The 18,199-nt window shown below is 62.8% G+C and carries 16 protein-coding genes; 13 read left to right on the top strand and 3 right to left on the bottom strand.

What is annotated here, in order from left to right; translation table 11 throughout:
* Positions 1 to 22: 22 nt before the first annotated feature.
* The 3 genes from LZC95_28275 (at position 23) to LZC95_28265 (ending at position 3,087) form a co-directional block, all read left to right on the top strand.
* The gene (locus LZC95_28275; protein WXA90347.1) at positions 23 to 616 is read left to right on the top strand and encodes a class I SAM-dependent methyltransferase; all 594 of its coding nucleotides are present in this window, start codon (positions 23 to 25) and stop codon (positions 614 to 616) included.
* 27 nt (positions 617 to 643) lie between these two features.
* On the top strand, positions 644 to 1,369 hold the full coding sequence (locus tag LZC95_28270) for a cyclase family protein (protein ID WXA90346.1): 726 nt from the start codon (positions 644 to 646) through the stop codon (positions 1,367 to 1,369).
* A 164-nt stretch (positions 1,370 to 1,533) separates the two neighbouring features.
* Positions 1,534 to 3,087, top strand: coding sequence for an alpha/beta hydrolase (locus LZC95_28265; protein WXA90345.1), 1,554 nt, complete (start codon positions 1,534 to 1,536; stop codon positions 3,085 to 3,087).
* Positions 3,088 to 3,091: 4 nt separating this feature from the next.
* On the opposite strand, the gene LZC95_28260 is transcribed toward LZC95_28265, so the two are convergent.
* On the bottom strand, positions 3,092 to 3,751 hold the full coding sequence (locus LZC95_28260) for a methyltransferase domain-containing protein (protein WXA90344.1): 660 nt from the start codon (positions 3,749 to 3,751) through the stop codon (positions 3,092 to 3,094).
* 66 nt (positions 3,752 to 3,817) lie between these two features.
* Between LZC95_28260 and LZC95_28255 the strand changes: the two genes are divergently transcribed.
* From LZC95_28255 to LZC95_28230, 6 genes are all read left to right on the top strand, one after another.
* The gene (locus tag LZC95_28255; GenBank protein ID WXA90343.1) at positions 3,818 to 4,474 is read left to right on the top strand and encodes a TetR/AcrR family transcriptional regulator; all 657 of its coding nucleotides are present in this window, start codon (positions 3,818 to 3,820) and stop codon (positions 4,472 to 4,474) included.
* A 182-nt stretch (positions 4,475 to 4,656) separates the two neighbouring features.
* Positions 4,657 to 5,106 (top strand): DUF6184 family natural product biosynthesis lipoprotein, encoded by a 450-nt coding sequence (locus LZC95_28250; GenBank protein ID WXA90342.1) that lies wholly within the window; start codon positions 4,657 to 4,659, stop codon positions 5,104 to 5,106.
* A gap of 16 nt (positions 5,107 to 5,122) precedes the next feature.
* Positions 5,123 to 5,596 (top strand): cupin domain-containing protein, encoded by a 474-nt coding sequence (locus LZC95_28245; GenBank protein ID WXA90341.1) that lies wholly within the window; start codon positions 5,123 to 5,125, stop codon positions 5,594 to 5,596.
* Positions 5,597 to 5,698: 102 nt separating this feature from the next.
* Positions 5,699 to 6,685, top strand: a complete 987-nt coding sequence (locus tag LZC95_28240; GenBank protein WXA90340.1) for a metallophosphoesterase — start codon at positions 5,699 to 5,701, stop codon at positions 6,683 to 6,685.
* A gap of 6 nt (positions 6,686 to 6,691) precedes the next feature.
* A complete protein-coding gene (locus LZC95_28235) occupies positions 6,692 to 7,933 on the top strand; it encodes an MFS transporter (GenBank protein ID WXA90339.1) in 1,242 nt (413 codons plus the stop codon).
* Positions 7,930 to 8,940: a hypothetical protein gene (locus LZC95_28230; GenBank protein WXA90338.1), complete on the top strand. Its 1,011-nt coding sequence runs from the start codon at positions 7,930 to 7,932 to the stop codon at positions 8,938 to 8,940. The genes LZC95_28235 and LZC95_28230 overlap by 4 nt, the downstream gene beginning before the upstream one ends.
* A gap of 10 nt (positions 8,941 to 8,950) precedes the next feature.
* Here LZC95_28230 and LZC95_28225 read toward each other — a convergent pair whose 3' ends face one another.
* Complete coding sequence (locus LZC95_28225; GenBank protein ID WXA90337.1) at positions 8,951 to 10,045, bottom strand: SGNH/GDSL hydrolase family protein; 1,095 nt, start codon at positions 10,043 to 10,045, stop codon at positions 8,951 to 8,953.
* Here LZC95_28225 and LZC95_28220 point away from each other — a divergent pair.
* The 4 genes from LZC95_28220 (at position 10,044) to LZC95_28205 (ending at position 15,255) form a co-directional block, all read left to right on the top strand.
* The gene (locus LZC95_28220; protein ID WXA90336.1) at positions 10,044 to 10,379 is read left to right on the top strand and encodes a hypothetical protein; all 336 of its coding nucleotides are present in this window, start codon (positions 10,044 to 10,046) and stop codon (positions 10,377 to 10,379) included. The genes LZC95_28225 and LZC95_28220 overlap by 2 nt on opposite strands.
* Positions 10,376 to 12,508: an RICIN domain-containing protein gene (locus LZC95_28215; protein WXA90335.1), complete on the top strand. Its 2,133-nt coding sequence runs from the start codon at positions 10,376 to 10,378 to the stop codon at positions 12,506 to 12,508. Before LZC95_28220 ends, LZC95_28215 begins: the two co-directional genes overlap by 4 nt.
* A gap of 24 nt (positions 12,509 to 12,532) precedes the next feature.
* Positions 12,533 to 13,963, top strand: coding sequence for an alpha-amylase family protein (locus tag LZC95_28210; protein ID WXA90334.1), 1,431 nt, complete (start codon positions 12,533 to 12,535; stop codon positions 13,961 to 13,963).
* A 149-nt stretch (positions 13,964 to 14,112) separates the two neighbouring features.
* Complete coding sequence (locus LZC95_28205) at positions 14,113 to 15,255, top strand: glycoside hydrolase family 104 protein (GenBank protein ID WXA90333.1); 1,143 nt, start codon at positions 14,113 to 14,115, stop codon at positions 15,253 to 15,255.
* Position 15,256: 1 nt separating this feature from the next.
* Here the strand turns inward: LZC95_28205 and LZC95_28200 are convergent, their stop codons facing one another.
* Positions 15,257 to 17,758 carry an ABC transporter permease gene (locus tag LZC95_28200; protein ID WXA90332.1) on the bottom strand — a complete coding sequence of 834 codons (2,502 nt, stop codon included), beginning with the start codon at positions 17,756 to 17,758 and terminating at the stop codon, positions 15,257 to 15,259.
* Between the last annotated feature and the right edge of the window lie 441 nt (positions 17,759 to 18,199).

Below are 18,199 nucleotides of genomic sequence, written 5' to 3'. Positions count from 1 at the left end.
CATGCTAACTAATATACATAGCATGCTATCTAAAAGTGCAAGATTCGAGATGAAGGGGCCGCCCACGACGAGCGAGGACTTCGATCGCGCGTACCGAAAGCCGGTCACGTTTTGGGGCGACATCCGCACTCCGCCCGAAATCAAGGCCATGGCACGGGGGCAGGGGTCCGCGTTGGAGCTGGGGTGCGGCGTTGGACGATTCTCACGGTACCTTGCGCGCCAAGGCTTGCGCGTCACCGCGGTGGACTTTTCGCCGGTGGCCATCGGGAAAGCTCGGGCGAGCGCGATCCAGGAAGGCCTCCAGGTGCATTTTCTGGTCGGCAACGTCACCCAATTGGATGCGCTCGACGGGCCGTTCAATATGTCCTTCGACGTGGGGTGCTTTCATTGCCTCGATGCCTCGGCCCAGCGTGGTTACGTGTCCGAGGTGTTTCGGCTGCTCGAGCCCGGGGGCATCCATTTGATTTGGGTCCTCGACGAGCCGCCGAGTGGCATTGCGCTGTCCCCGCGCGTGCTCGAAACGACGTTCGGTTCCGGCTTCGCACTCCAAGACGCACGCCCGAGCCGCCGACGCTTGGTGCGTTCGCACTGGTATTGGCTCCAGCGACGGGCCTAGGGAACAGGCCGTGGTACTTTCGGGGGCATGCTCTTACGGGATTACCGACTCATCCGCCTCGCCCATGTGAACGATCCCGCGACGACGAGTGTGTTCCCAGGCGATCCGCCCTTCCAACTGACGACGGTGGCGACCGTGGAACGCGATGGGTTCTACCTGCAATACGTGCAGCAGGGCGAGCACACGGGCACCCATTGGGGGGCGCCGGTGCATTTTCACGCGAACGAAGCCGCGGCCGACGAATTGGATCCCGAGGACCTTTTGTTGCCGGCGATCAAATTGGATTTTCGCGCACAATCCGAGGCCCATGCCGACGCCGCGGTGACCGTCGCGGACTTGGATGCCTGGGTGGCGCGTCACGGTCCGATGCCGCGCGAAGCGGCGGTGATTCTTTGGACCGGATGGGAATCGCGATGGGGCACGGAGAGGTTCGCCAATGCGGACGGCGACGGGGGCATGCACCATCCGGGCTTCAGCGTGGCCGCCGTCGAAGCGCTTCTCGCGAGAGGGGTGCTCGGGCGCCGGGGGGCCCTGGGGACGGATACATTCAGCCCGGACGTCGGGACCGATGCGACCTATGCCGTATCGAAGTTGCTTTACCGAGAGCATCGAATCAGTCTCGAGGTGCTGGCCAATTTGGACGCATTGCCCGCGCAGGGCGCCTACGTGCTCGCCGGTGGTCCCATCCATCGCCGCGGCTCGGGGGCGACGGCCACGGTATTCGCATTCGTGCCCAGGGCAAAAGTGGATTGAGCGTAGCCATTCTGCGGAAGGAGAGGGAACCGGTGCTTCAGCACAATTTATCTTGGCGCCTTGGCGGTTCCCCTCTTTAGGACGTTAATGGCGCGCATTTTACCTTTCTGACGCCCATGGCCTCGAACGGCACGGTGCCATGAAATCGTGATACGAAGTTATGCATGATGAAATGGCGCCTTCCTGTTTGCTTATTGCTCGCTGCGTCCGCGTGCGCCGCATTGCCGGCGTGTCGCCACGATGACGACGGGGCGGGCGGTGCCGGCGTTACGTGGACGCCTTGTCCGCTCGTGCCCGGCGATACGACGAACGATGCCGAGTGCACGACCTTGCAGCTGCCATTGGATTGGGACCACCCCGGCGGCGCAACGATTCCCATCTTCGTGAAGCATGTCGCCGCGGCGCAGCCTTCGGGGCGTCAGGTCTGGTTGCTCGCGGGCGGGCCTGGCGGCTCGGGCGACGATATGATCGGCTCCGCGCAGGTCGTCCGGGCGCAGGATCCGACGTTGGATATCTTCATTCCCGATCATCGCGGCACCGGGCAATCGAAAGTGTTCTCTTGTCCGGATCACCAGGCACCAGGCAGCGACGTGCCCGAGGCCGTCGAGATCTGGTCGCGCTGCCTCACCGCGCTGAAGTCCGAATGGGGTGACGGACTGCGCGAGCTGACCGTCACCAATGCGGCCCACGATCTCGGCGCCCTGATCTGGCGCATGCGCCACCCGGGAGACGACGTGCACGTGATGGGCGTCTCCTACGGCACGTTCTGGGCGCAGCGTTACCTGCAGCTCTTTCCCCGGCAGCCCACCTCGGTGACGCTCGACAGCGTGGGCAGCACGGACGAAACGAGCATATTCGGCTCCGATGCATTGTTCGATGACATCGTCCGCAAACTCATGAACGCCTGCGGACAGGATCCGTTTTGCCGCGGCAAGCTCGGTCCGGATCCCCTGGCGCGCATGAAGGAGTTGTTCGATGCGCTCGACACCAAGACGGTATGTGCGCCCCTGGTCGAGGCGGGAATCGACCGCGTGAGGATGCGGCGCATGCTCGCGCTTTTCGCGAGCGTGCGCTTTCGTGTCGGCCTTCCGGCCATGGTTTACCGCGCATTGCGCTGCGCGCCGGGGGACGTGGCCGCCCTCACGGGCATGCTCTCGCGGTTCGAATGGCACCCGGACGATCCACCGGCCTCGGAGTACGGCTACGGCGATGCGCTGTATCCGCACATCATCCTCAGCGAAGATCCCTACGGCCCGACGCCTCCGGATCTGAATACGCTGTTGGAGGCCCAGCGCAACGCCTATGCGTCCCTCGACGAATCCACGCTTCTACGCCGCCTTTGGGACATCTGGCCGCGTTATCCGCGGGAGGCACTTTCCGATCGGTATCCGAATACGCACGTGCCGGTGTTCTTGATCAATGGCGATTTGGATCCGCAGACGCGCATCGAGGGCGCGCGGCGCATTGCCGAGCATTACAAGCGGCCGTACCAGACATTCGTCGAGGTGCCCAATGCCGGACACATTGCGTTGTCCACCAGCCAAGTGGACAATTCGACCGTGACGTGTGGCAATCAGATGTGGCTCGCCTTCATGCACGATCCCGAGGCCCCCATCGATACGTCCTGCCTCGCGCACCTGCGCAATCTGCCCTGGGAGGGAGACGCGCGCATCGCCCGGGTGCTCTTTCAAGCGAAGGATCTCTGGGAAAATCCATAGTGGCTTACACGCCTCGCGAGGCGCGGTAGAGGGCGAGGGTTCCGAACACGGTCATCTGATGATGCACCTCCGCCACGGAGGTGAATCCCGCTTCCGCAATGAAATCCGGCAGGCGACCGCGGACATTGTCCGTGGTCGTCTCGAAGCCGTCGAAGAGTTGTACGGCTAAAAATGCGCCCCGCATGAGCGCATTCTGCGCGCGCCCCCAATCTACGATATGGAGCTCGCCGCCGGGCTTTAGAAGAGCATGTGCCGCACGCAGCGCGCGCAGCTTGTTCTCCGTGGTCAGGTGATGGAACACGAGGCTCGACACCACGCGATCGAACGAGCCCGGCTCGAACGGTGGTGCGGTGGCGCTGCCCCGACGAAACTCGATATCGAGGTTCGACGCCATCGCCTTTTTCTCGGCAATGGCCAAAATGTTCGGGTCGACGTCGAGCCCGATGATCTCCGCCGCGGGCTGCGCCTTCTTGAGCATGATGGTCAAGGTGCCCGTACCGGCCCCCAGATCCAACACCCGGTGCCCCGGTGCGAGACAGGCCTCGCGGATCAATCGACTTTTGAAGCCCTCTTCGTCGAGAGCCACACGGGTCAGACGATCGTAGAAGGGCGTGAGGGCCGAAAAGCCCAACGCGGGAATGAATTTGCTCTCGGATTGGCTCATGGTTGCTCTTCGGTCATTATGTGAGCTATAGCTCACGTTCACCACTCGCATTGACGAGGACGGGGCATGGCCAAGAAGCTCAATGTGACGCCGAGAAAACAAGCGCTACAGTCACGGTCGCGCGAAACGGTGGACGTGATACTCGAAGCGACCGCTCGCATTCTCGTGAAGGAAGGGTACGACCGAACGAGCACCAACAAGATTGCCCAAGCGGCAGGGGTGAGCATCGGTTCGCTGTACCAGTACTTCCCGAACAAGGAGGCGCTCGTCGCGGCGGTCATCACGAAGCACACCGACGCCATGATGGAGCTGATTCGTTCGACGGCGCTTCGCGTCGCGCAGCTGCCGCTGGAGGCGTCCGCGCGTGAATTGGTGCGCGTGATGATCGAAGCGCATGGCATCGCGCCGAAGCTTCATCGCGTCCTCACCGAGCAGACCCCGCGCGTCGGCAAAACGGCGTACATGGAAAAGGTCGACGACGAGGCCATTCGCCTGGTGCGGGCTTATTTGGAAATACACCGCGACGAGCTCTGCGTGGACGACCTCGATCTCGCCGCGTTCATTGCTGTGACCACCGTCGAAGCATTGACCCATGCCGCGGTTCTTCGTCAGCCCGATCTGCTTGCGCAGCCGCATTTCGTCGACGAAGTGACATCGGTCGTTTTCCGCTATTTATCCGTGCCGGATGGCAAATCGCGAAAGCGCACGCGATTGTCAGCATGAGTACGCTGTCATCGTGCACGAGCTCGATAGAGACGTAACGCTCGACGAGAATGGACACTGGCCGAATCACACCGAGAACCTAGCGTTCTTAACGTGGTGTTAGCTGCTTGGCTGGCGGCGCGAGCTACAGTGCCGGAGTTGGCGGCGGCCCCTATATGGACTTTACACCGCCGGAGGACTTCATGATCGAGCGCATTAGGGTGGCCGTGGGCCACAAACTTGGGTTCGCAGTCTTGTCTACGACGTTTGCTGTTTGCCAATTGGGGTGCAGCACGGCACCTCATCCCGCCGATGCGACGGCCAAAGCAAACCCGACTTGGGTTCCCATCGACGAAGCCGTGCATCGACTCGCCGCCGAGCGATGCAATCGTGAGACGAGCTGCACGGGCGAGGGCGGAGAGCACAAGTACGCGGACGGCGACGCGTGCATGCATGAGATTTATCAAAGTACGAAGGCCGAATACGGATCCACCCCGTGTTCCCTGGCCATCGAGAATCGCAGGCTCGAGGACTGCATCGACGCGGTGCACGAAAAAGGGTGCTCGAACAAGCTCGAGAAAATCACCCGCATCCCCTCGTGCCGAGCCGAGAACCTCTGCGTGCAACTCTCGCGTGGATCGATGGGCGGCTAAGTCGTAGCCTAGGGGGATGAGCGACGACCCCCATCCTTGGAAACACGATGGCGTGCGCGTCATCCCTGGCACCCAGCTCGATCCCAACACGGCGCAGACCCCCGGCATGGACCGAAGGGCGGCGATCAACTTCGCCCGCGTGGGCGCGCAGAAGCTGTGGGCGGGCACGGTAACCATCCACCCCAACGCCAAGACGGGCGCGCACCACCACGGGCATCTGGAAAGCGTGATTTACGTCGTCAAGGGACGCGCTCGGATGCGCTGGGGTGAGCGCCTGGAGTTCACGGCCGAGGCGGGACCGGGCGATTTCATCTACGTCCCGCCTTTCGTGCCCCATCAAGAGATCAACGCGAGCCCCACCGAGCCCCTCGAGTGCGTGCTGTGCCGCAGCGACGGAGAGGCCGTGGCCATCAACTTGGACATTGCGCCTGTCGAAGCACCTGAGAAGGTATTATGGGTGGATCCCACACACCCGGATGGCGCCATTTAAGGCGCGCATCGTCGGTCGTTTTCCGGCGCTTGCATTTATTAGGAAACTTTCCTAATTAAATCCCCTCCCGTGCAGTGCTCCTAACCCGAGAGGAGGATCAATATGAATTTTCGCGCCCGAAGGCCCCGCCGAAGCCGATGGATGCTGGTCGGAATTGCTCCCATCGTTGCCGCCGCCGCTGTTACGTGGGGGTTGTCTCCCCAAGCCCGCGCCCAATCCACGGAGGACGTGGGAACGGATGCGACATTCGTCCTCGTGGCTGCGGGTGACATTGCGGAGCAGTGTACAGCCAGCGACCCGAATTGTGTGCATCCCAAAACGGCCGCACTGGTCCAAGAGATCAATCCCGCCGTGGTGATCACCATGGGTGATAACCAGTATGACGACGCCCGCTATCAGGATTTCAAGAACTATTTCGACAAGACGTGGGGCCGTTTCAAGAACATCATGCGCCCGGTCCCCGGAAATCACGAGACGTACGACTCGACCCCGTTGGCTGGCTACAAGAAGTATTTCGGCTCCATTGCCACACCGAAGGGTAAAACGTACTACAGCTGGGACAAAGGCAATTGGCATTTCATTGCCCTCGATTCGAACGACTTCTCCGGGGAATACCCGCTCACGGACGACGCCCAAACGGACGATGTCGAACTTGCTGCCGATTCCGCGCAGCTGAAATGGCTCAAGAGCGATCTTTCCAATACCACCAAGGGATGCGTGGCCGTCTATTATCACCATCCCCGATTCAGCTCGGGTCCCCACGGTGACAACAAGGACGTCGCGCCGGTGTGGTCCACGCTGGTAGCGAACAAGGTCGATCTGGTGCTCAATGGGCACGATCACCTTTACGAGCGCTTTGCGCCGCAAGATGCCAATGGGAAAGCTAGCTCGAAAGGCCCCGTGGAAATCATCGTGGGTAGTGCGGGCAGGAGGCTGAGCAACCCCAAGGCCGAGCACTCGACCACGGAGGCGCTGCTCAAGAAGTACGGTGTGCTCAAGTTGACGATGACCGATAGCACCTTCTCCACCCAGCTCATTGGGACCAATGGAGAGGTGCTCGATCGCAGTCCGACCTACAAGTGCCATTGAGCTGATATGTACCTCGCCAGCCGGGGCGGCTCGGGTGGGGCCGCCGTTTCGAGATCGGTCGGAGCGCTTCGAGCGACGACGAGCAATGTCGTGGCCTTGGGCCTGGTCAGCCTGGTCACCGACATTTCTTCGGAAATGGTCACGGCCGTGTGGCCGCTCTATCTGGTGATGGGGCTCGGTTTGAGTCCGCTGCAGTTCGGCGCGCTCGAAGGAGTCTCCGGTGCGACGACGGCATTGGTTCGCTTGCTCGGGGGGCATTTTGCGGATCGGTGGCGTCAGCTCAAATTGACGGCGGTCGTTGGTTATGCGCTTTCTGCGGCGAGCAGACTCGGTTGCCTCTGGGCCGGTTCGTCGACGTCGGCGCTGGGCATGGCACTGGCCGCCGATCGCGCGGGCAAAGGGATTCGTACGGCGCCGCGTGATGCGCTGATCTCGTTGAGCAGCACGCCGGACGCGCTTGGGCGCGCGTTCGGTGTGCACCGTGCGATGGATACGGTGGGCGCTTTTCTGGGGCCACTCGCGGCCATGGGGATCCTATGGGCGAGCCTCAATAGCTTCGACGCGGTTTTCGTCACGAGCTTTTGCGTCGCCGTGGTGGGTGTGCTGCTCATGGTCTCGCTGGTCCGCGATCGGAAAGGGCCGCCGGCCAAGGCGCAATCGCTCGGCGCCATGCTGGCGCTCCTGAGGTTGAAGTCCTTTCGCCGGATCGTAGGATGGGCCAGTCTGCTCGGCCTCGTCACCATGAGTGACGCGTTCGTGTATTTGATTTTGCAGCGGCGCTGGAGCGTGGGCGCCGTTTGGTTTCCGCTGATGCCGCTCGGAAGCGCGGCCGTGTACCTGCTATTGGCCATTCCGCTCGGATACCTCGCCGATCGGATCGGGCGCTGGGCGGTTTTCCTTGGTGGGCATTGCGCGTTGCTCGGGGCACTGCTCGTGCTGCTCGGACCTGCGCACGGTATCGCGTTTGCGGCAGCGGCACTCGTTCTGCACGGCACGTTCTACGCGGCCACCGACGGTGTGCTGATGGCGGCCGCCGGTGCGCTGCTCCCGGAGCACGGCCAGGCCAGCGGTATGAGTTTGATTCAAACCGGCCAGGCGACGGCGCGCATGCTGTCGTCGGTGGTGTTCGGATGGTTGTGGAGTCGGTGGGATTCGCACGCGGCCGTGTTGGTGATGGCCGCAGCACTGGCCGTGGTGGTGCTGGCCGCCGCAATCGCGCGCCCGTTGCGCACGGAGAATACGTCATGAGTGGACGATGGCTTGTCGTGTTCGTGGTCATGATGGTGGTGAGCGGCGCCGGCTACACGTGGCACGCTCGAAAACTCCACGCGCGTGCCGCGGTTCCGGTCGCATCCGCCGCGTCGGCGCCGGCGATTTCCTTGCGCACACCGGGCCAGTTGTTCTTCCGGAATACGGTGCACGGGTCCGACTTCGGCCGGGTGGCGGCGGTGCCGATCGATCAGCTCGGGCAGCCGAACGCCTCGCGGCGCGTATTCGATTTATCGTGTGACCGATTCGCGGTGGCCGCGGGCGTCGGCCTGTGCGTGGCGCAGCAAGCGGCGGTGCTGCCGCCGGTGAGCGATGTGCGAATCCTCGACCAGGATTTGCACGTCGTTCGAGAGCGCACCCTGCCTGGGACGGTGAGCCGGGCCAAGCTGTCGCCCGATGGGAAGCTCGCCGTGTGGACCTTGTTCGTCATCGGGGACGACTATTCGGAGGACCGATTTTCCACCCGCGCGGGCATCTGGAATCTCGCGACGGACGAGTTCACGAAGACGCTCGAAGACATGCCCATCTTCACCAATGCCAAGCGGTATTTCTCGGCGGACGTGAATTTCTGGGGTATCACGTTTGCCGCCGACGACACGCACTTCTACGCGACCCTGTCCAGCAAGGGGCAAACGCATCTGGTGCAAGGTGATTACCGTCGCTATCGCGGCCGCACCCTGGAAGAGAACGTGGAATGTCCTTCGCTATCCCCCGATGGCAAACGCATTGCCTTCAAGCGACGCGTGTCGCCCGATGACCCCACGTGGCGATTGTCCGTGATGGACTTGGGCACGCGCGAGATCACGCCGCTCGCGGAAACGCGGAATGTCGACGATCAGGCCGCGTGGCTCGACGATCGGACGGTGATGTACGGCCTCTCACGCGGAAACGGCGAGTCCGACGTGTGGGCCGTTGCCGCCGATGGATCGGGTGCTGCGCGCCTGATGGTGGCCGGCGCTGCGTCTCCGGCCCTGGCCTACGAGTGAGCGCTCGGGCCTATTTGGTGGGATAGACCAACTTGAGATCGACTGCGTTGGCCATGGCCTGCATGCCAATACGATTCGGGTGGAGGTGGTCGCCACAATCGTACTTGGGATGCAGGGCCGCCGGATTGGACGGATCGCGCGTGGCGGCGTCGAAATCGACCACGCCGTCGAAGGCGCCGCCGGTGCGGATCCACTGGTTCGCGGCTTGGCGGATGGCTTCGCGTGCGTCATTGTAGTAGCCGGCGCCCTTGAACGGCAGCATCGTGCCGCCGAGGATGCGCACACCGGCCCGGTGCGCCTGGTCAATCAAGGCTTTGTATCCATTGATGAGATCTTGCGCGGTGAGTGGTCCGCCATTCGGGCCGGCGTCGTTGCCGATGTCGTTGATCCCCTCCATCAGAATGACGGTACGCACCCCGGGTTGTTCCAGGGCGTCGTGTCCGAAGCGCTTCAGGGCGGCGATGCCCAGGTTGTTCGGTGCGTCGGTGAGGACTTTGTTGCCGCCGATGCCTGCATCGACGACGCCCATGGGATGGCGATCCTCCGCGAGGCGCCGTGCAAAGGCGTCGGGCCAGCGCTGGTAAGCGCTGGTGGGCGTGCTGTAGCCATCGGTGATGGAGTCGCCGAAGGCCACGACGGTGCCGCGCGCCTCGGAAGGGATTACGTCCAATCCGGCCAGGTAATACCAGGATGTCGTCGATTGGGTGTAGTTGCCATTCCCAATGTCGCCCGTATGGTCGCCCGCGGCGGACAGCCAGGTTCGGTCAAAAGCGTCCGAATGCCAACAAGGGGAGGGGCTACCCTGCGGCAGGTACACGCTGACCAAGACGTTTTGCTCGGCGGCGACGGACATGGGAATGGGATCGCTCACCACGTCGGCGCCGGCAGGAATCGAGAATGTCTTCGCCTGGGAGAAGGTGACCGTGCGCAACGTGCCCGCCACGGGGGTAGCTCCGTCCGATTGTGCGGCAATGCTCACGGCGCCCACCGCAAGTGGGGTGGTACCGCGCAAATTGGACAGGCGAATGCGCACCTGGGACCCTGCCGCATTGGCGTGGGCCACCATGCGTATCGTTTGATTTCCGAGTGTCGGGCCGCCGCCCATGCTCAAACTCGTCCCCCAAACGGTAACCCTGTTTCCGGGTGCTCCGGGTGCTCCGGGTGCTCCGGGTGCTCCGGATGCCGAGCTGACACCGGTATCCAGCCCCATTGCAACAATCAACAAAGACAGCCCAATGGCTTTTCTCGTGATCACGGTTTCACTGGTAGCACGAATGCTCGAATCAACGTTACGGTCGTTTTCGAACAATCGGACCGATCTCCGTGGAGATCGGCATGACGCAGGAATACGCGAACGATTGGTCGATGAAAAAACGCTGTCTGCGCACAATCGAATCGTGACAGTCTTTGCGTTTGCTTTAGGGAGCGATCGCCAATGAGATATACGCGGAGAGGTCTGACCTTGCTGTCGTTCGGTTTGCTCGCAGCCTGTGCGGCGCAGGCGCCAACCGATGAGTCGCGGCAGGGTTCGCACGAAGTGTCGACTTCGACGGAGCCGCGGACCACGCCCGTCATGGGCTGGAGCACGGCGGGGTTTCTCGGACGCAATCTCAACGAGGCCGGGATCAAGTCCCAAGCGCGCGTGTTGGCGAATCGATTGAAGTCGCACGGCTACGATACCGTTCTCGTGGACGACTTTTGGTACGCGAATCCGTCGACGACGGTGGACGCCTATGGCCGTTGGGTGGCCGATGCATCGCGTTTCCCGAATGGCCTGGCCGCACTTGCCGATCATTTGCACGGCCTGGGGCTCAAGGTGGGGTTCTACGTGACCCCGGGCATTCCGGTGGCTGCCGTGGAGCAAAATACGCCCATCGAAGGAACGTCGCTCCACGCGAAGGACATCGCCGACACCGGGCGGTACGAGACGAACTACAATTATGGCACCCGCGTCATGCACGCCATCGATTACAGCAAGCCGGGTGCGCAGGAATACGTACAATCGTGGGCCAACCAATTGGCCGCTTGGGGGGCGGACTTCCTCAAGTTGGATGGCGTGAACAATGGCAACGTCGGGGCTGTGCAGGCGTGGTCGCAGGCACTCCGGCAAACCGGGCGCGCCATTCATTTCAATGTGGCCAATTCGCTCGATGCCAACAATGGCAATGCGTGGAAGCAACATGCGAATTCATGGCGCGTCGATGCCGACATCGCGTGTTTCTGCGCCACGCAGGTCACGTGGAGCACGGTCGTCACCCGCTTCGGCGATGTGCCCAAATGGGTACCGTTCGCCGGTGCCAATGGATGGAACGACCTGGACGCCTTGAACGTGGCCAATGGCCACCTCGATGGTCTCACCAATGACGAACGGCGCACGTACATGACATTGTGGGCCATCTCGGCCGCGCCGCTTTATGCAGGCGACGATCTGACCCATATCGACAATTACGGTTGGTCGCTGCTCACCAACGACGAGGTCATCGCCATCGATCAAGCCGGCCACCCGGCGCACCCCGTTTCGCAAGCCACGAACCAGCAGGTGTGGGCCGCGAACCATGGCGATGGCACGTACACCGTCGCGCTCTTCAACCTCGCGAGCACCGCGGTGAACGTGACCGCGAACTGGAACGATCTAGGCTTTAGCGGCTCCGCGTCGGTGCGCGATGTGTGGGACCATCGCGAGCTCGGCTCCTTCGCGGGGGGCTTCGGGGCGACGCTCGACGCCCATGCGACGCGGTTGCTCAAGGTCACACCGGCCACCGGCGCGACACGGGGGCGCCGGTACGAGGCGGAGTCCTCGGCGAACACGCTCGGGGGCAGCGCCGTGTTGTCGGGTTGCGTGGGGTGTTCGGGCGGCCAAAAGATCGGCTACCTCGGGTACGGCGGCACCTTGCAATTCAATGGAGTCGAGGCATCGGCCGCGGGCACCTACGTGCTCACAGTGGACTATACGGTGGGGGACAGCGGGCGCTCGATTCAGGTGAGCATCAACGGCGGGGCCCCCATGGATCTGCCGTTCACGGGCACCGATGATGGTGCTTGGAGCAACGTGCAGAGCTTTGGCGTGCCGGTGGTGCTGCAGGCCGGAAGCAACACGGTGACCTTCGCGAATCCCTCCGGATGGGCGCCGGATATCGATCGCATCACGGTGAACGGTGCCGGCTACGTGGGCGTGGTCAACCGCGGCAGCGGCAAGTACCTCGACGTCAGCGACGCCTCCACCGCGGATCGCGCCACCATCGAACAGAGCGCGGGCCGCGGTCGTGCAAGCCAGCAATGGGCGCTCGGCGATGCGGGCGAGGGCCATTTCAAGGTGGTCAATCGCAACAGCGGCAAATGGCTCAGCATTCCCGGGCCGACCACGACGCAAGGCACGCAGCTGATTCAATCGGGCGACGACGGAAGCTCGAACGCGCAATGGGCGCTCACCCCCGTTCGCGGCGGCTATTACGATGTGGTGAGCCGCTACGACGGTCAAAATATGGATACACGGCAAGGCTCTTCCGCCGTGGTCCAGTGGGCCGACCACGGAGGCAGCTCCCAGCAGTGGAGTTTCGTGGCATTCTGACGGCCTTCCCTTCGCTGGAGGCCGATGATGCTGCGAACGACCCTGTCCCTGTTCACGGTGGCTGCCCTCGTCTCGATTGCGCCGCCACCGGCGTCGGCCAGTCCGCCGGGAACGCGGGACGTGGGCGTGCATCTTTTCGAGTGGACATGGGCGGCCGTAGGGCGGGAGTGCCGCGATGTGCTCGGTCCAAAGGGATACGGATCGGTGCAGATTTCGCCCCCGCAAGAGCACGTGGTGCTTCCTGGCCAGGCATATCCCTGGTGGCAAGATTATCAACCGGTGAGTTACCGCCTGGACAACACGCGGCGGGGCGATCGGACGGCGTTCGCGAACATGATCACGATGTGCCACGCGGCGGGTGTGAAGGTCTACGCCGACGCGGTGATCAACCATATGACCTTGGGCGCCAGCTCGGGGCCGGGTAGCGCGGGCTCGTCGTATACGCACTACAACTATCCCGGCATTTACCAGGTTCAGGATTTTCATCACTGCGGACGCAATGGCAACGACGATATCGTCAATTACGGCGATCGTTACGAAGTGCAAAACTGCGAGTTGAACGATCTCGCCGACCTGGCGACGGAGTCGGATTACGTGCGCGGCCGCATTGCGGCGTATTTGAACGACCTGATTTCGCTCGGCGTCGACGGCTTCCGGCTCGATGCGAGCAAGCACATGCCGGCCGCCGATATTGCAGCCATCAAAGCAAGGCTCAATGCGCCGGTGTATCTTTATCAAGAGGTCATCTACGGCGGTGGTGAGCCGATCACGCCGGACGAGTACACGGGCAACGGCGACGTGCTCGAGTTTCGTTATGGCAGCGATCTGGCGAAGATCTTCAACCACGAGAAGCTCGCGTACCTGCGGACGTTCGGCTCGCCGCTCGCCTCGAACAAGGCCGTCGTCTTCACCGACAACCACGATACGCAGCGCGGCAGCGGCGTGCTCACGTTCCGCGACAACGGTCGCTATGCCCTGGCCAATGCTTTCATGCTGGCCTGGACGTACGGGGCGCCCATGCTCATGTCGAGCTACGAGTTCAACTCCACCGACCAAGGGCCGCCCTCCGGGGCCAACGGCCGCACCTCCGACGCGACCTGTTTCAGCAATGGTTGGCGCTGCGAGCATCGTTGGCGGGTCATCGCGAACATGGTCGGCTTTCACAACGCCGTGCGGGGCACCGCCGTGGTCAATTGGTGGGACAACGGCAACGACACGATTGCCTTCGGACGCGGCAGCAAGGGATACCTGATCATCAACGACGAGGGCTTCGCCGTCACGGGGCGTTCGTTTCAAACGGCATTGCCCGCAGGCGTCTATTGCGATGTCATCCACGGTGATTTCGCCAATGGATCCTGCACGGGCCCGACCTATACGGTGGATTCCAATGGCTGGTTCCGCGCGGACGTCGCGGCCCAGGATGGCGTCGCGCTTCACGTGGCGGCGAAGCTCTGAAACGCCGGGTCCACCCGATCCCGGGAACGAACACTTCCGCGGTGAGGAACGAACCGTTCCTCTCCATGCACCCAAGAGCGCATTCTTACCGCACGACTGTTGGCGCGGCGGCATGATCGGATGGCGCGCCGGTTGCTGTGCGCTGGAGTATGAAGACCAAAGCGCTCTTGGGCCTCGCCGTGCTCGCATTCGTTGCCTCCGCCTGCGGCAGTTCGAGCGAAGAGTCCCCGACGTCGGAGGGCGGCGATACGCTGACGGTGGAGGCTTCGAGTGCGACACGCTCCGCGATTGGCGTCGTGACGTGGGCAATCCAGACGGGCAAAGGCACGGCGACCGTCGTGCGCGGATACGATGCAGGGCACGCGGCCATCGTCGAGCTCGAACAGAAGGTCGACCAGGGCATGGTTCGGACGTTCCAAGCGAGTCTGCAGGCAAATGGCCATCTCGCGAAGATGAAGCTCGAGTTGGAATCGGCGACGGCGTTGAAGACAATCGAGAACACGTTTGCCAATGACGCCTCGGCGCACGGGGTGCTGGCTCGCATCGTGGACGATTTGAAGACGCAACCGGTGCGCGAGCAGGTTCGAAGTGCCAAAGGAAGTCTTCACGCCGCAGGCCTGATCGAGAATCCGAATACGACGTTGCTGTCCAAGTGTTCTTCGGCGCTCCTCGGGTCGGCCTCGAACGGGGCCAGCACGGTGGATACGTGCAGCTCGGGCGCGAGCTCCAGCGACTGCGCGGCGAGCGCAAACAAAATGCCGCAGGCGCAGGGGCAGGTCGATCAAGGTTGCTCGTGCAGCGATGCGGCCTCGCAGGATACATCGCAATTGGCAAGCTGCGATCCCGACCGCGCCAAATGTGCGGTGCCGCCGATGCACCGCGCCCTGCTCGACACGATTGCCTTCACGGAAGGGACGGCGGGTTCGTGCGGCACCGATGGATACAGCACGGGATTCGGGTACAACTGCTTCGACAGCTGCGCGCAGCATCCCCATACGCAATGGGGAAGTTCGACCGCCGCGGGGCGCTACCAGTTTCTCGACTTCACGTGGGACGAACTCGGAAAAAGCGATTTCGGCCCGGCCAATCAGGATATCGCCGCAATAGAGAAAATTCGCCAGCGCGGAGTGGACCTGCCCACGGACCGACCTTTGTCGGAAAGCGAATTCGAGGCGGCCATGCACAAGCTCTCTTTGGAATGGGCATCGTTGCCGTATTCGCCGTATGGGCAGCCGACGAAAACGCTGCAGGAGACACGCGCGCGCTACTGCGACGCGGCCGGCGGCTGCTGATTCATTCGTGGCGCATCGCCGTCATGGGATGAATGCGCGTCGCCCGCCGGGCGGGCAGGTAGCTCGCCAGCGCGGCGATACAACCGGTTACGGCCACGACGACCGCGTACGTAGCGGGATCGAGTCCGCTGATCTCGAACAGCAGCGCGGAGACCCACGGCCGGAATGCCAATGTGGTAAGTCCGGCCAAGGCGAGCCCCACGGCCACGCCGGTCCCTGCGAGCTGGAGCCCTTCGAGTACGAGCATGCGCTGCAGGCGCTCCGCGTTTGCACCCAGCGCCATGCGAATCGAAAGCTCCTTCGTGCGTTGCGCGACGGAATACGACATGACGCCATAAATGCCGATGGCCGCCATCATCAAGGCCACCCCTGCGAAACAAGCGAGCAACGTGGTGAGGAAGCGCGGCTTCGCGATGGTCTCGTAGACGACATGATCCATGGTCTGCAGCCTCGCCACGGGCAGATCGGGATCCTGCGATGCGATATAGGCGCGCACGGTTCCGAGGAGCGCGCGCGGATCGCCGTCGGTGCGCAACACCAGGTGCAAGGTGCGCCGCACGAAGGTCTCGCCGGGCACATAATGATGCCAACCCAGCGTTTGCCGGAGGGGAAGGTACAATTCCGTTCCCGCGGGGAGTTCCACCCCGTGCTGTTTGACGTCGGCCACCACGCCGACGATGGTTTGTTCGATGGGCGGCTCACCGGGCGGTGACGTCGAAAAGAAGCCAATGCGCTTTCCAATGGGATCTTCGTCGGCCCAATACTTCTTGGCCATGGCCTCGTTGATGATGGCCACCCGCGGCGCGGTTTCGGTATCGGTGTCGTAGAAGATGCGGCCGCGCAGCAATGGAATGCGCATCGTGGAGAAATAATCGTCGCCAGCGAATTGGCGAGAATCGGCGATCCATTCGCGGCCTGCAGGCGCCACGCGCCCGACGATTTGGAAGGAGTTCGAATTGGGCAGACGCTGCGGCGGCAGCCCATCCATCAAAGTGGCCGATTGGACGCCGGGTAAGCTTCGCGCACCTTCCTGCAAGCGTTTCCAGAACGCCATGACGTCGTCGTCGGTGGGGTAGGCCTTCTTGGGGAGTTGCAGGGTCAAGGTCACGAGGCCGCGCGGATCGAATCCGAGCTCGGATTTTTGAAGGCGCACGAGGCTTCGAACCATGAGCCCCGCACCGAGGACCAGGTCGATGGCCAATGCCACCTGCGCGAAAATGAGCACACGGCGAAAAAGGCGATGGCTACGGCCGCTGGTGGTTCGCTGACCGGCCGCCCGAAGTGCACCTGCGAGATTTCCGGAGGCGTGGACGATGGGGGTCAGTCCGAAGACCACGCTGGTGCCCACCGCCACGGTGAGCGCGTAGATCAGCACGGTGGTGTCGAGGCGAATTTCGTGGGCGCGAGGCAAGCCCTCGGGAAGAAATCCGACCACGAGATCGAGCGCCCACATCGCGCAAAGGATGCCAATGACTGCACCGAGCACGCCGAGCACGAGGCTCTCCGTGAGGAATTGACGGGCGAGGCGTCGCCGGCTCGCTCCGAGTGCGCTACGGACGACGATTTCCGCACTGCGGGCCTCGGTCCGTGCGAGCAATAGATTGGAGATATTGGCGCACGCGATGAGGAGCACGAACGCGACGGCCGCCTGCAATGTCAGCAAGGCTCGGCGCACCGGCCCCGTCACCTGCTCCTGAAGGTGGCGAAAGACGATGGGATGTTCCACGGGATCGACCTGATGTTCGCCCGGGTGCTCGTGGGCCCATACCGGCATGAGCGCGGCCATTTCCGAACGCGCCGATTCGATGCCGGCCCCGGGGGCGAGGCGGCCGATCACGTTGAGCCGATGGATGGCGCGCTGCATTTTCGCAGGATCGGCGGCAAGGGGCATCCAGATTTGCGCGCGCTCGGGGAACGCGAAATCTCGCGGCATCACGCCCACGACGGTAACGGGGAGGGCATCGATCTTTACCGTGCGCCCCACGACGCTCGGATCGCCGCCGAATGCGGTTTGGAAAATGCCATATCCAAGTACGACGGCATGCGCGCCGCCGTATCCGAATGTGGTGACGGTCGGATCCCCAGGGACGTCTTCACCCGCATCGAAGAGGCGCCCGAACATGGGACGGACACCGAGCGTCGGCAGAAATGTGGAGGTGACCTTCGCCGCCGTCACCACCACCGAGCGCTCGCCCGCCGTCAGGTTGGCATCGCCAATGTCCCACGCACCCACCGATTCGAGCGTGCGCGCGTGCGTCCGGACATCCGCGTATTCGAACCACGACAATCCCCAATCGCCGGGCTCTTCGAAGGGAGATTCCGTATTGACCTGAAGCAACCGCTCTGGTTCGGGAAAGGGCAGAGGGCGAAAGAGAATGGCATGTACAATGCTAAAGACGACCGTGTTCGCAGCAACGGCGAGTCCAAGTGTCGCAAGGACGATCGCCGTGAAGCCGCGGTTCTTCAGGAGAAGCCGAATGGCAAGTCGGATGTCTTGGAGCATGGTGGGCGCCGTTTGGTCTCGAATTACGGCAAAGCCCATGCCCAATCAAGGGCCGCGTAAATCTTGCGGAATGGCGCTGGCTTTGGCGAATCACGACTCTGGGATTCGCGTTTTTGGGACGTCCGGTCCCAGAATTGGGAAATATGCGTAGTTCGCTCCGCGTGCTTGGGGTGGTAGGCGCATTCGAGCGAGGAGCAGGCCTTTCGAAGAGGGGAAAATGACTCGCAGGTGTATGTGAAGCGGGAATAGGATTGTGTGGGAGGCAGGAGCAAGAGGCGTTCATCGGGGCGCGATACGCTGAGCCGACTCTCGTTGCGAACTGGATGCCCTACACGGGGTACGCGCGCCGGGGTCATTCACGGCGCTGTTTCTCGCCGTGGGCGGCGGTGGTGTCTGTTTGTCAACGAGGCGCGACGCGGATGGCTACATCGTGAAGCTCCT

It is taken from the genome of Sorangiineae bacterium MSr12523, assembly GCA_037157775.1.
Classification (GTDB): Bacteria; Myxococcota_A; Polyangia; order Polyangiales; family Polyangiaceae; genus Pendulispora; species Pendulispora brunnea.
The sequence above is the reverse complement of the archived record's forward strand: the minus strand, read 5'-3'. Positions and strand labels throughout refer to the sequence as shown.